Origin of the sequence: Streptomyces sp. WMMB 322 (assembly GCF_900090145.1) — a bacterium.
Classification (GTDB): Bacteria; Actinomycetota; Actinomycetes; order Streptomycetales; family Streptomycetaceae; genus Streptomyces.
In genome coordinates, this window is sequence record NZ_FMHI01000007.1 from 1 (window position 1) to 12,666 (window position 12,666).

The following is a 12,666-nucleotide window of genomic DNA, read 5'->3' on the forward strand; positions in this document are numbered from 1 at the left end:
TCTGGCGTTGACTTTTGGCACGCTGTTGAGTTCTCAAAGAACGGACGCTTCCATCACAACCCTCACAGGCCGCTCCGGGCGCTTCCCTCTCGGTGATTCCAACCTTACCAGGGAACTTTCCGAATCCGTTTGCCGGACCGTCGAGTTGGGTCTGGTCGCGGATGCTGCGGACGAAGATCGGCCGGTACCCGCTGAGTTGGAGATGTAAACGTACTGGAGCGGAGCGCCTGGATGCAAATCGAGGCGCTCCGCCCTGCGTTGGGGCTCAGACCTCGACGACCACGGGGAGGATCATCGGGCGGCGGCGGTAGGTGTCGGAGACCCACTTGCCCACGGTCCGCCGCACGAGCTGCTGGAGTTGGTGAGGTTCGGCGACGCCGTCCTGGGCGGCCTTGCCCAGCGCCTCGTCGATCTTCGGGACGACCTGCTCGAAGTCGGCCTCGTCGATGCCCGAACCCCGCGACTGGACATGCGGTCCGCCGACGATCTTGCCCGTGCTGCTGTCGACGACGACGAAGACCGAGATGATTCCCTCGTCGCCGAGAATGCGGCGGTCCTTGAGGGAGGACTCCGTCACATCGCCGACGGACAGGCCGTCCACATACACGTAACCGGCGTGCACCTTCCCCGCGATGGTGGCCTTGCCGTCGATCAGGTCGACGGCCACGCCGTCCTCGGCGATGACCACCCGCTCACGCGGAATGCCGGTCTGCGCCCCGAGTTCGGCGTTGGCCCGCAGGTGCCGCCACTCACCGTGGACGGGCATGAGGTTCTTGGGCCGGCAGATGTTGTAGAAGTACAGCAGTTCGCCGGCGGAGGCGTGCCCGGAGACATGGACCCGGGCGTTGCCCTTGTGCACGACGTTGGCGCCCCAGCGGGTGAGGCCGTTGATGACGCGGTACACCGCGTTCTCGTTGCCCGGGATGAGGGACGAGGCGAGGATCACCGTGTCGCCCTGGACGATGCGGATCTGGTGGTCGCGGTTGGCCATGCGCGAGAGCGCCGCCATCGGCTCGCCCTGCGAACCGGTGCACACCAGCACCACTTCCTCGTCCGGAAGGTCGTCGAGCGCCTTCACGTCGACGACGAGACCGGCGGGAACACTGAGGTAGCCGAGGTCGCGGGCGATGCCCATGTTGCGGACCATCGAGCGGCCGACGAAGGCCACTCGTCGTCCGAACTCGTGGGCCGCGTCGAGGATTTGCTGGATGCGGTGCACGTGGCTGGCGAAGCTCGCCACGATGATGCGTTTCTGCGCGCTCCCGAAGACCTGGCGAAGGACGTCGGAGATCTCGCGCTCGGGCGGGACGAAGCCCGGCACCTCGGCGTTCGTCGAGTCGCTCAGCAGGAGGTCGATGCCCTCCTCGCCGAGGCGGGCGAAGGCACGCAGGTCCGTGAGGCGCCCGTCCAGCGGAAGCTGGTCCATCTTGAAGTCGCCGGTGTGCACGACCATGCCCGCGGGCGTGCGCAGGGCGACGGCGAGCGCGTCGGGAATGGAGTGGTTGACCGCGACGAACTCGCAGTCGAAGGGGCCGATGCGCTCGCGGTGGCCTTCCTCGACCTCCAGCGTGTACGGGCGGATGCGGTGCTCCTGGAGCTTCGCCTCGATCAGCGCGAGGGTCAGCTTGGACCCGATGAGCGGGATGTCGGCCTTCTCACGCAGCAGGAACGGCACGGCGCCGATGTGGTCCTCGTGCCCGTGCGTCAGGACGATGCCGTCGATGTCGTCGAGGCGGTCCCTCAGGCTGGTGAAGTCGGGAAGGATCAGGTCGATCCCGGGCTGTTCCTCCTCCGGGAAGAGGACGCCGCAGTCGATGATCAGCAGCCGGCCGCCGTATTCGATGACCGTCATGTTGCGGCCGATCTCGCCGAGCCCGCCGAGGGGGGTGACGCGAAGGCCGCCCGCGGCCAGCTTCGGCGGCGAGCCGAGTTCGGGATGCGGATGACTCAAAAGACTCTCCTCACCACGCGCGCGCCACGCTCCCCCTGCCTCCGGCATGGGGAACCCCACTGGCCTCCGGGTGAGGGGCCCCGTGGGACACGTGGCGCGCGCGATATTCGTGAATGGGTTGAATGCTTTTCGCTCGTACTGACTATGTCCGGGTATTTCGGTTGGTGCCCGTTATGGAGTTATGGCGTCGGTGTTCAGATCTCCACGCCGCCGTGGGCCAGGTCGTGCCGCAACTGCTGGGTCTCCTCCGGGGAGAGCTCCACGAGCGGCATGCGCAGCGGTCCGCCCGGCAGTCCGCGAAGACTGAGGGCGGCCTTCGTCGTGATGACACCCTGCGTACGGAACATGCCTGTGAAGACGGGCAGCAGCTTCTGGTGGATCTCGGTGGCCTTCGTCACGTCACCGCTCAGATGCGCCTCGAGCATCGAACGCAGCTCGGGCGTGACCAGATGTCCGACGACCGAGACGTAGCCGATGGCGCCGACGGAGAGCAGCGGCAGGTTGAGCATGTCGTCGCCGCTGTACCAGGCGAGCCCGCTGGTGGCGATGGCCCAGCTGGCACGCCCCAGGTCGCCCTTGGCGTCCTTGTTGGCGACGATGCGCGGGTGCTCGGCGAGCCGGACGATCGTCTCGGTGTTGATCGGCACGCCGGAGCGGCCGGGGATGTCGTAGAGCATCACCGGGAGTTCGGTGGCGTCGGCGATCGCGGTGAAGTGCCGGAAGAGCCCTTCCTGCGGCGGCTTGCTGTAGTACGGCGTCACCGCGAGGAGACCGTGCGCGCCGGCCTTGGCCGCGTCGCGGGCGAGCTCGAGGCTGTGCGCGGTGTCGTTCGTACCGGCTCCGGCGACGACGTGGGCGCGGTCTCCGACCGCCTCGACAACTGCCCGCACGAGCTGGGCTTTCTCGACATCGCTGGTCGTCGGGGACTCACCGGTGGTGCCGTTGACGATCAGGCCGTCGTTGCCGGAGTCCACGAGGTGAACGGCGAGCTGCTGCGCGCCGTCGAGGTCGAGTGCGCCGTCTGCGGTGAACGGCGAGACCATCGCTGTGAGGACGCGCCCGAAGGGCGTGTGCGGTGTGGAGGTCGGAGCCATGAGGTCCACGCTACTCGCAGGCCGGGCTGTCGTGCTCCCTCGGGGCCATGGTCATGGTCATCCGGGAGGGGAAGAAGGCGGTGTCCGAGCCCGTCGAGGGGCGCTGGGCGTGGGAGACCCGGCACTGCCTGCTCGGGGGTTCAAGCAGTGCCGGGCCGTGATTTCAGCGTAGACGCACTACGCGAAAGCGTGCAATCCGGGCACTTACGGCGCGACCCGGCCGTTTGCGTTGAACGCCTCGTAGGTCAGCGGCATGAGCTTCGCCCACTGCTCCTCCATCAGTTCCCCCACCATCTCGATCTCCCGCTGCGGAAAGGACGGCACTTTCGCGTCCTCGTGCTGGGTGCGCAGTCCGAGGAAGTGCATGAGGGAGCGGGCGTTGCACGTCGCGTACATCGAGGAGTACAGGCCGACGGGGAGGACGGCCCGGGCCACCTCGCGTGCGACTCCGGCGTCCAGCAGCCGCTGGTACGTCTCGTACGCCTGGCGGTAGGAGTCCTCCATCGCGGAGACCGTCAGCTCGTGCTGCTCGGGAGTGCCCTCCACGAACTCGTACTTCCCCGGCCGGCCCTGCTGCACGAGCTTGCGGGTGGGGCCGGGGGTGTAGAAGACGGGCTCGAGGCGGCGGTAGCGGCCCGATTCCTCGTTGTAGGACCAGCCGACGCGGTGCCGGTGGAACTCCCGGAAGACGAAGAGCGGAGCGCTGACGAAGAAGGTCATCGAGTTGTGCTCGAAGGGACTCCCGTGACGGTCGCGCATCAGGTAATTGATCAGACCCCTGGAGCGTGCGGGGTCCTTGTGCAGCTCCTCCAGGGATTTCTCGCCTCCGGTGGAGACCCGGGCCGCCCACAGCACGTCGGTGTCGGCAGCGCTGTGCTTGACCAGCTCGACGGTCATGTCTCCGCGGAAGCTGGGGGATGCGGAGTGGTCTGGGGTGTCGGTCACGGAGGTCCTCCGGGTCGTGCGGCTGCCGGGCGCGCCCAGCCTACGGCTCGCCACCGACAGCACCTGTCCCGTGCCCGGTCTGTTCCGGGCTTGAGGCGGCAGCCCCCTGCAGCCCCGTGCATGTGCTGTTGCGCGCGTCCGTTTCGCCTGGCTGACGGCTTCCGTCCGGACAAAAGGGGGTGTCTGGGCCGATAAGCGGGGTCGGTGCGTGAAGGCGCCCGCCCGCTTGATATTTTTTGACACACGTCCCCATTCACCCGGCACTTCTCAGCCGTCAGGGGCGTTCTACCTACGAAACCCTTTTCAGAAACGATCTCGACAGGAGTCTCCTGCCCATGTTCCGCCGCGGAGAGTCTGTACCGTTCGCGTTCCTCGCCGACGCCGACCGGTTCCGCAGCAATGTCACGCCCCCGCCCCGTGCCCAGCGCAGTTTCGCCGAGAAGGCAGGCGGCGCGCTGTTCGGCCTGACTGTGGTGGCCGGGCTGGCCGGATCGCTGATCCTGGGCGTGCCCGCGCTCGATCCCGAGCGTCAGTCACAGCACCACGGCCCCGCCGCGGCCGAGAGCCGCTGACGCCTCGAGCGTCCGCTTTCCTCCGGCCGGGCACTGCTGTCCGGCCGGTCCTCGGGTCACCTCCCCGACGCGCCGCGCTCACCTGCCGGGCTGGCCGGGTCCCGCACACCTCGCTAGTGTCCACGCGCATCACCCGATCCACCCGATCGAGACCGTTCAGAGCGAGGACCACCAGTGCCCCTGCCCTTCATGACGGCCGCAGAACGACCCGGCGCGGCCGAGCACCCGGAGCCCGCCCCGCTTCCGTACGACGTCCGCGAGCACTGGCGCCGCCCGTACCGTCCCGGCCCCTGGAGGGTCGGGGGCGCCGCCGTGATGCTGCTGCTCGCCTCGTACATGCTCTTCTCCGCCCTGATCATCGCCCTCGCCGGAGCTGTGCCGGGCGCCCTGATGTGCCTCGGCGCCGCGCTGGCCGTGATCGCGCTCGCACTGCGGCTGCTGCGCGTGGGGGTGTGGGTCTCGGCGCACGGGCTGCGACGGGTCGGCCTGCTGAACACGGTGACGCTGACCTGGACCGAGGTGGCCGCAGTACGGACGGTTCAGCAGCCCGTACGGTGGCTCGGGCTGCCGCGCACCGTGCAGGGGCAGGCGCTGGACGTCGTACGGGCCGGTGACGGGGAGCCGCTGCGCACGCTGCTCACCGACCACAACGCCGACTTCCTGGCGCGGCCCGAGGCGTTCGACCGGGCCGCGGACGTCATAGAGGGATGGGCGGCCGAGTCACAGCCCGCCGTCCACGGGCCCAAGCGCCGGTAGGGGCCTGCCGTCAGGGAGCGCCGTCGCCGCCGGGTCCCTTCGGGCCCCGGTCAGGGGGGCTCCCGGCGTGTTGCTCGTCGCGCTCCTGCTGGTCCCGGCGGTGCAGCGTGATGGCGTGCTGCATGGCCTTGCGCGCGCGAGGGGTGTCACGGGCGTCGCGGTAGGCGACCGCCAGACGGAACCAGGAACGCCAGTCGTCGGGAGCGCTTTCGGTCTCGGCCTTTCTGCGGGCGAACACCTCGTCCGCGGACTCCCGGTCGATGCGGCCCGACGGCGTGCGCCGCAGTTCGTCGTGCGGCAGGCCGCCCTCCGCTTCCAGCTGCCGTGCCAGCCGCTCCGCGTTCCGGGCGAAGCGCGTCGTGTGCCACAGGAACCAGAGACCGATCAGCGGCAGGACGAAGACCGCGAGACCGAGGGCCACGGTGACCGGCGTGCCGTGCCGGACCAGCAGCACTCCGCGGCTGCCGACCAGCACGAAGTAGACGACCAGCACGCCGGCCAGCGTGAAGTACGCGATCTTCGCCCGCACGCCGTCACCCGTCCAGGTCGAGGAAGTGCTCCAGACCGTAGGTGAGTCCCGGAGCGGAGCCGACGCGGCGTACTCCGAGGAGCACACCGGGCATGAACGAGCTGCGGTGAAGCGAGTCGTGCCGGATGGTGAGGGTCTCCCCCTCGCCTCCGAACAGCACTTCCTGGTGGGCGACGAGACCGCGCAGCCGGACGGCGTGCACCGGGACGCCGTCGACGTCGGCGCCGCGCGCACCGTCCAGGGAAGTGGTCGTGGCGTCGGGCTGGCCGGGCAGTTCGGCTTCCTCGCGGACGGAGGCGATGAGCTGCGCGGTGCGCACGGCGGTGCCGCTTGGTGCGTCGGCCTTGTTCGGATGGTGCAGCTCGACGACCTCGACGGATTCGAAGAACCGGGCGGCCTGCTGCGCGAACTGCATGGTCAGGACCGCGCCGATGCCGAAGTTCGGGGCGATGAGGACGCCGGTCCCCGGCGATGCGGCGAGCCAGCCCCGCACGGCCTCCAGCCGATCGTCCGTCCAGCCGGTCGTGCCGACGACGGCGTGGATGCCGGACGCGACGCAGTGCTCCAGGTTGCCCATCACGGCGTCGGGGTGCGTCAGGTCGACCACGACCTCGGCGCCGGCGCGGGTGAGGTCCGCGAGGTCGCCGTCGCGGTCGAGGGCGGCGGCGAGTTCCATGTCCTCGGCGGCTTCGACGGCCCGTACGGCCTCGGAGCCCATGCGTCCTTCGGAGCCGAGGACGGCCACGCGCAGCTTGCTCATTGTTCGTTCCTTCGGGACTGACCGGACCGGTGGTGCCGCCGGGTCCTGGCGGGGGACGTGGGACGGGAGTGCGGGGCGGCCGTCAGGCGACCGCCTCGTGGAGCTGGGTCGTCTGCCGGTCGGTGAGGGGCCCGATGACGGCGAGCGAGGGACGCCGGCCGAGCACGTCCCGTGCGACCTCGCGTACGTCGTCGGGCGAGACGGCGGAGATTCTGGCCAGCATCTCGTCGACCGACAGCTGTTCGCCCCAGCACAGTTCGCTCTTGCCGAGGCGGTGCATGAGTGCGCCGGTGTCCTCCAGGCCGAGGACCGTGGCGCCCGACAACTGACCGATGGCGCGGCGCAGTTCGTCGTCCGGGAGACCGTGGGCGGCGGCCTGGTCCAGCTCGTCGCGGCAGATCTTGAGCACATCCGGCAGCTGCCCGGGCCGGCAGCCCGCGTAGACGCCGAACAGGCCGCAGTCGGCGAATCCGGAGGTGTAGGAGTACGTGCTGTAGGCCAGGCCGCGCTTCTCACGGATCTCCTGGAAGAGCCGGGAACTCATTCCGCCACCGAGTGCCGCGCTGAGCACCCCGAGCGCCCAGCGCCGGTCGTCGTTGCGTGAATAGCCCGGCATTCCCAGGACGAGGTGAGCCTGTTCCGTGCTGCGGTCGGCGATCTCCACGCGGCCGCGGGCACGCAGGGGGCGTGTGCCGGTGCGCGGGCCGACCGGCTCCCGGCCGTCGGCGCGTTCGAGCGCGCCGGCCCTGTCGAAGGCCGCACGCACCTGGGTCACGACGGTGTCGTGGTCGAGGTTGCCCGCGGCGGCCACCACCAGGTGCGGCGGGTCGTAGTGCTTGCGGTAGAAGCGGGCCAGGCGGTCGCGTGTGAAGCCGTTGACGGTCTCGACGGTTCCCAGAACGGGGCGGCCCAGCGGCGAATCGCCCAGCAGCGCGCGGGCGAAGAGGTCGTGCACACAGTCGCCGGGATCGTCCTCGGTCATCGCGATCTCTTCGAGGATGACGCCTCGCTCGGCCTCCACCTCGGCCGGATCGAGGACCGAACCGGTGAGCATGTCACCGAGAACGTCGATGGCAATCGGCAGGTCGGAGTCGAGGACCCGTGCGTAGTAGCAGGTGAACTCCTTGGCGGTGAAGGCGTTCATCTCCCCGCCGACGGCGTCCAGCTCGGCCGAGATGTCGAGGGCGCTGCGCCGCCTGGTGCCCTTGAAGAGCAGATGCTCCAGATAGTGCGTGGCGCCGCCCAGCGCCGGCGTCTCGTCGCGGGAACCGACGTGCACCCAGATCCCGAGGGTCGCCGAGCGGACGGTGGGCACCGTCTCGGTGACGACGCGCAGCCCGCCCGGCAGGACCGACTTGCGGACCACGCCGCCTGTCTCCGGGCGGCCGCCTGACATCGCCTTCACTCCCGATGGTGTACGGGCGACGGCCCGCCCCACCGCGGTGGTGGGGCGGGCCGTCGCACGGTGTGCATGTGTCACTTGTCACCCGCGTCGGCCTCGGCCGGCGCGGTGTCCTTCTCGTCGGAGTCGCCGGAGCCCTCGGACTCCTCGTCCTCGAGTACGGGGATCAGCGAGAGCTTGCCCCGCTGGTCGATCTCCGCGATCTCGACCTGGACCTTCTGGCCGACGCCGAGCACGTCCTCGACGTTCTCCACCCGCTTGCCGCCGGCGAGCTTGCGGATCTGCGAGATGTGCAGCAGTCCGTCCTTGCCGGGGAGCAGCGAGACGAAGGCGCCGAAGGTGGTCGTCTTCACGACGGTGCCCAGGTAGCGCTCGCCGACCTCGGGCATCGTCGGGTTGGCGATGCCGTTGATCGTGGTGCGGGCGGCCTCGGCGGCGGGGCCGTCGGCGGCACCGATGTAGATGGTGCCGTCGTCCTCGATGGTGATGTCGGCGCCCGTGTCCTCCTGGATCTGGTTGATCATCTTGCCCTTGGGGCCGATGACTTCGCCGATCTTGTCCACGGGGATCTTCACGGTGATGATCCGCGGGGCGTTGGGGGACATCTCGTCCGGCACGTCGATGGCCTCGTTCATCACGTCCAGGATGTGCAGACGTGCGTCACGGGCCTGCTTGAGCGCCGCGGCGAGAACCGACGCCGGGATGCCGTCCAGCTTGGTGTCGAGCTGAAGGGCCGTCACGAACTGCCTGGTGCCGGCGACCTTGAAGTCCATGTCGCCGAAGGCGTCCTCCGCACCGAGGATGTCGGTGAGGGTGACGTAGTGGGTCTCGCCCTCGATCTCCTTGGAGATCAGGCCCATGGCGATACCCGCGACGGGCGCCTTGAGCGGCACACCGGCGTTCAGCAGCGACATGGTGGAGGCGCAGACCGAGCCCATCGACGTCGATCCGTTGGAGCCGAGGGCCTCGGAGACCTGGCGGATCGCGTACGGGAACTCCTCGCGCGTCGGCAGCACCGGCACGAGCGCACGCTCGGCGAGCGCACCGTGGCCGATCTCACGGCGCTTCGGGGAGCCGACGCGGCCCGTCTCACCCGTGGAGTAGGGCGGGAAGTTGTAGTTGTGCATGTAGCGCTTGCGGGTCACCGGCGAGAGGGTGTCCAGCTGCTGTTCCATGCGCAGCATGTTCAGCGTCGTCACGCCGAGGATCTGCGTCTCACCGCGCTCGAAGAGCGCCGAGCCGTGGACCCGCGGGATCGCCTCGACCTCGGCGGCGAGCGTACGGATGTCCGTGACGCCGCGGCCGTCGATGCGCTTCTTCTCCTTGATGACGCGTTCGCGGACCAGTTCCTTGGTCAGCGTCCGGTACGCGGCGGAGATCTCCTTCTCGCGGCCCTCGAACTGCGGGATGAGCTTCTCGGCGGCCAGACCCTTCACGCGGTCCAGCTCGGCCTCGCGCTCCTGCTTGCCGGGGATGGTGAGGGCCTGGGCGAGCTCGTCACGGACCGCCGCGGTGAGAGCCTCGAGAACGTCGTCCTGGTGGTCCAGGAAGACCGGGAACTCGGCGACCGGCTTCGCGGCCTTGGCGGCGAGGTCGGACTGGGCCTTGCACAGCACCTTGATGAAGGGCTTGGCGGCGTCCAGGCCGGCGGCGACGACCTCCTCCGTGGGGGCCTCGGCACCGCCCTTGACCAGTTCGACGGTCTTCTCGGTGGCCTCGGCCTCGACCATCATCACCGCGACGTCGCCGTCGGGGAGGGTGCGGCCGGCGACGACCATGTCGAAGACGGCGTCCTCCAGCTCGGTGTGGGTCGGGAATGCGACCCACTGGCCCCGGATGAGGGCGACGCGGGTGCCGCCGATGGGCCCGGAGAAAGGCAGACCCGACAGCTGCGTGGAGCAGGAGGCGGCGTTGATGGCGACCACGTCGTAGAGGTGGTCGGGGTTGAGCGCCATGATCGTCTCGACGATCTGGATCTCGTTGCGCAGGCCCTTCTTGAACGAGGGGCGCAGCGGGCGGTCGATCAGCCGGCAGGTGAGGATCGCGTCCTCGGACGGACGGCCCTCACGGCGGAAGAAGGAGCCGGGGATCTTGCCGGCCGCGTACATCCGCTCCTCGACGTCCACCGTGAGCGGGAAGAAGTCGAGCTGGTCCTTGGGCTGCTTGGAGGCGGTCGTGGCCGACAGCACCATGGTGTCGTCGTCCAGGTACGCCACTGCGGAGCCGGCGGCCTGCTTGGCCACCCGGCCCGTCTCGAATCGGATGGTGCGGGTGCCGAAGGTGCCGTTGTCGATGACGGCTTCGGCGTAGTGGGTCTCGTTCTCCACCAGGGTTATCTCCTCGTATGCGTCCGGCACCCGTGTGGTGCGGACCGGCTGCGGAGGAGCGCTCCGTGTGCGGGCCGGTCTTCGATCGAAGCACCCGGAAGTCTGTCCGGGGGCCACTACCGAGGACCGGCTACGGGCGGGGCGCTCCTGCCGCGTCTGTTGCCTGTGTCTGTGTCTGTGTCTGTGTCCGACCGCGCTCCTGTGGTGGCGGTCTGTGTGTTGTACGTCGTGCAGGGACCAGCCTACAAACCAACCGGTCCCTTCAGGTACGGCGAAGGGAGCGGTCCCCTTTGATGGGAACCGCTCCCTCCGTCACATGTCAGCGGGCGCCCGCCGCGCCACGGCGGATGCCGAGGCGTTCGACGAGGGCGCGGAAGCGCTGGATGTCCTTCTTCGCCAGGTACTGCAGCAGGCGGCGGCGCTGGCCGACCAGCAGCAGCAGACCACGGCGGGAGTGGTGGTCGTGCTTGTGGGTCTTCAGGTGCTCGGTCAGGTCCGAGATACGGCGGGAAAGCAGTGCCACCTGGACCTCGGGGGAGCCGGTGTCACCTTCCTTGGTGGCGAACTCGGAAATGATCTTCTTCTTGGTCGCGACATCGAGAGACGACACGCGTACTCCTCATGGGTTCTGCCCGCGAGCGCCCCTGGTCTTCGCCTCAGGGGATGCTTCGATTACTCGGAGGGCCGGCCCAGCCTACCAGCGCCGCCGCACGCCTCCGCCCGCCCCCTGTGCAGCGGTCGGGGACGGGCGGAGGCGGGTCCGGCTCGGGCGGCGGCGGGGCCGGGTCAGCCCCCGATGGACCCGCGGACGCGGGCGTAGACCTCGAGAACCGCGAGGCAGAGCGGGATCAGCGAGAGCAGCACGAAGGTCTCCGTCAGCTCCATGAACCGGCCCCAGAACGGGGTCAGCCCCGTCCGCGGGACGATCAGGCCGATCGCTGTGACCAGCGCCGCCGCCACCGCGATCGATGCCGCGATCCAGACCGTGCGGATGTCGAGCCCGGCGCTGTCGCCGGCGGCGAACTCCCGGACGAGCTGCGCCGGGGGGTTGAGCGACAGCCCCAGTGCGAGCAGCGTCAGAGCGCCGAGGCCCGCGAGGAGCGCGCAGGAGACCTGCGCGGTGTAGCGGAAGAGCCGGGCCCGCAGCAGCATGGCGATGCCCGTCGCGAGGGCGAGCAGCTGGCCCCAGCCGCTGTCGGAGAAGCCCAGCACGGCCGCCGAGCCCACCACGGCGGCGCACCAGCCGCCGACGAGGCCGACGAGCATCTCGTGACCCCGGCGGGCCTGGGCCGCGATGCGCTCGGCGTCGACGGGGCCCTGGGCACTGCGGGAGCCGTCCTGACCGTCGTCGTAGCCGCCGGGACCGCCTGCGCGGGGCTCGAAGCCTATGGGCAGCCGGGCGAAGCGGGCGGAGAGACCCGGCAGGAAGGCGATGGTGCCGACGGAGACGGGGGCGGCGACGGCGGCCGCGTCGACAGGGCCGATGTCGGCGATGACGGCGATGAAGGTGAAGACCGTGCCGACGGCCGAGACGATGGCGGAGGCGACGAACGGACCGTCGCCCCTCGGCGTGATCGCGATGAGCACCGCGGAGGCCAGCAGCACCGCCACGCAGCCCAGCAGGAACTGGAGGCGGCCGACGCCCTGGCCGTCTGGGAGCGGGAGTACCCCGGACCCGGCGATCATGATGTGCGGCATCGCGCCGAGGCCGAGGGCGATGGACGAGGCCCTGTCGTCGTACACGCGGGCGCGGACGCACGCGAGAGCGACGAGCAGGAGCCCGGCCGCCGCGGCGATGATGCCGGGCAGTCCGTGCATGTCGTGTTCGACCGGGTCGGCGAACCACAGCGCGAAGGCCATGAGCACCAACAGCACTCCGCCGCCTACGAGTCCGGCCACTCGCATCCGCTGTTCGTTCCACAGGGCGCGGTCGCGCCGTACCGACGCGGCGACGGCGTCGCTGACGTCGTCGAAGACCGCCGAGGGGAGCGAATCGGCGAACGGCCGCAGAAGCAGGACCTCGCCGTCACGGATGCCGTTGCCCGCCAGCGAGAGCCCCGACTCCAGGACCCGCCCGTCCCGGCGCACCAGGTGATAGCCCGACAGGGAGCCCTCGGCGGGGCTGCCTCCGGAGAGACGGGCGATCTCCGGATAGACGTCGGACAGGGGCACGTCCTCGGGAAGCGCGACGTCGATCCGCCCCCCAGGAGCAACTACCGTGACGCGGCAGAAGCCGGTCGCTGCGGTCGTGGCCACCTTGTTGTTCCCCCTTGCTCACTGCTCGGACTCGGCGTCACGATGAAATACAGACATCTCGGGCTGATGGATTG

Annotated in this window: 12 protein-coding genes; 3 read left to right on the plus strand and 9 right to left on the minus strand. The window is 69.7% G+C overall.

Going from position 1 to position 12,666, the window contains the following annotated elements; genetic code table 11:
- On the plus strand, positions 1 to 208 hold a 208-nt coding region (locus H180DRAFT_RS30080; protein ID WP_217628749.1), incomplete at its 5' end, for a hypothetical protein.
- Positions 209 to 265: 57 nt separating this feature from the next.
- Here the strand turns inward: H180DRAFT_RS30080 and H180DRAFT_RS13225 are convergent.
- From H180DRAFT_RS13225 to thyX, 3 genes are all read right to left on the minus strand, one after another.
- Entirely contained in the window at positions 266 to 1,951 is a 1,686-nt protein-coding gene (locus tag H180DRAFT_RS13225) for a ribonuclease J (RefSeq protein WP_055486261.1), read from the minus strand.
- A 194-nt stretch (positions 1,952 to 2,145) separates the two neighbouring features.
- A complete protein-coding gene (gene dapA, locus H180DRAFT_RS13230; protein ID WP_055486461.1) occupies positions 2,146 to 3,045 on the minus strand; it encodes a 4-hydroxy-tetrahydrodipicolinate synthase in 900 nt (299 codons plus the stop codon).
- Between the two features lie 204 nt (positions 3,046 to 3,249).
- Entirely contained in the window at positions 3,250 to 3,990 is a 741-nt protein-coding gene (thyX, locus tag H180DRAFT_RS13235) for an FAD-dependent thymidylate synthase (RefSeq protein ID WP_055486262.1), read from the minus strand.
- Between the two features lie 335 nt (positions 3,991 to 4,325).
- On the opposite strand from thyX, the gene H180DRAFT_RS13240 reads away from it, so the two are divergent.
- Positions 4,326 to 4,562 (plus strand): hypothetical protein, encoded by a 237-nt coding sequence (locus H180DRAFT_RS13240; protein ID WP_055486263.1) that lies wholly within the window; start codon positions 4,326 to 4,328, stop codon positions 4,560 to 4,562.
- A gap of 174 nt (positions 4,563 to 4,736) precedes the next feature.
- Positions 4,737 to 5,318: a hypothetical protein gene (locus H180DRAFT_RS13245; protein ID WP_055486264.1), complete on the plus strand. Its 582-nt coding sequence runs from the start codon at positions 4,737 to 4,739 to the stop codon at positions 5,316 to 5,318.
- A 10-nt stretch (positions 5,319 to 5,328) separates the two neighbouring features.
- Here H180DRAFT_RS13245 and H180DRAFT_RS13250 read toward each other — a convergent pair whose 3' ends face one another.
- The 6 genes from H180DRAFT_RS13250 to eccD form a co-directional block, all read right to left on the minus strand.
- Complete coding sequence (locus tag H180DRAFT_RS13250; RefSeq protein ID WP_254666013.1) at positions 5,329 to 5,847, minus strand: hypothetical protein; 519 nt, start codon at positions 5,845 to 5,847, stop codon at positions 5,329 to 5,331.
- Between the two features lie 4 nt (positions 5,848 to 5,851).
- On the minus strand, positions 5,852 to 6,607 hold the full coding sequence (gene dapB, locus H180DRAFT_RS13255) for a 4-hydroxy-tetrahydrodipicolinate reductase (RefSeq protein WP_055486265.1): 756 nt from the start codon (positions 6,605 to 6,607) through the stop codon (positions 5,852 to 5,854).
- Positions 6,608 to 6,689: 82 nt separating this feature from the next.
- Positions 6,690 to 8,003: a M16 family metallopeptidase gene (locus H180DRAFT_RS13260; RefSeq protein ID WP_079100085.1), complete on the minus strand. Its 1,314-nt coding sequence runs from the start codon at positions 8,001 to 8,003 to the stop codon at positions 6,690 to 6,692.
- Positions 8,004 to 8,083: 80 nt separating this feature from the next.
- Complete coding sequence (locus tag H180DRAFT_RS13265) at positions 8,084 to 10,336, minus strand: polyribonucleotide nucleotidyltransferase (RefSeq protein WP_055486462.1); 2,253 nt, start codon at positions 10,334 to 10,336, stop codon at positions 8,084 to 8,086.
- Positions 10,337 to 10,655: 319 nt separating this feature from the next.
- Positions 10,656 to 10,946 carry a 30S ribosomal protein S15 gene (gene rpsO / locus H180DRAFT_RS13270; protein ID WP_055486267.1) on the minus strand — a complete coding sequence of 97 codons (291 nt, stop codon included), beginning with the start codon at positions 10,944 to 10,946 and terminating at the stop codon, positions 10,656 to 10,658.
- 176 nt (positions 10,947 to 11,122) lie between these two features.
- Positions 11,123 to 12,592 carry a type VII secretion integral membrane protein EccD gene (gene eccD / locus H180DRAFT_RS13275; RefSeq protein WP_055486268.1) on the minus strand — a complete coding sequence of 490 codons (1,470 nt, stop codon included), beginning with the start codon at positions 12,590 to 12,592 and terminating at the stop codon, positions 11,123 to 11,125.
- Positions 12,593 to 12,666: the final 74 nt, after the last annotated feature.

Bases quoted from the DNA above. Each gene is read 5' to 3' on its own strand.
- dapA (WP_055486461.1), bottom strand. From the start codon at position 3,045: ATGGCTCCGACCTCCACACCGCACACGCCCTTCGGGCGCGTCCTCACA.
- H180DRAFT_RS13240 (WP_055486263.1), top strand. From the start codon at position 4,326: ATGTTCCGCCGCGGAGAGTCTGTACCGTTCGCGTTCCTCGCCGACGCC.
- dapB (WP_055486265.1), bottom strand. From the start codon at position 6,607: ATGAGCAAGCTGCGCGTGGCCGTCCTCGGCTCCGAAGGACGCATGGGC.
- H180DRAFT_RS13260 (WP_079100085.1), bottom strand. From the start codon at position 8,003: ATGTCAGGCGGCCGCCCGGAGACAGGCGGCGTGGTCCGCAAGTCGGTC.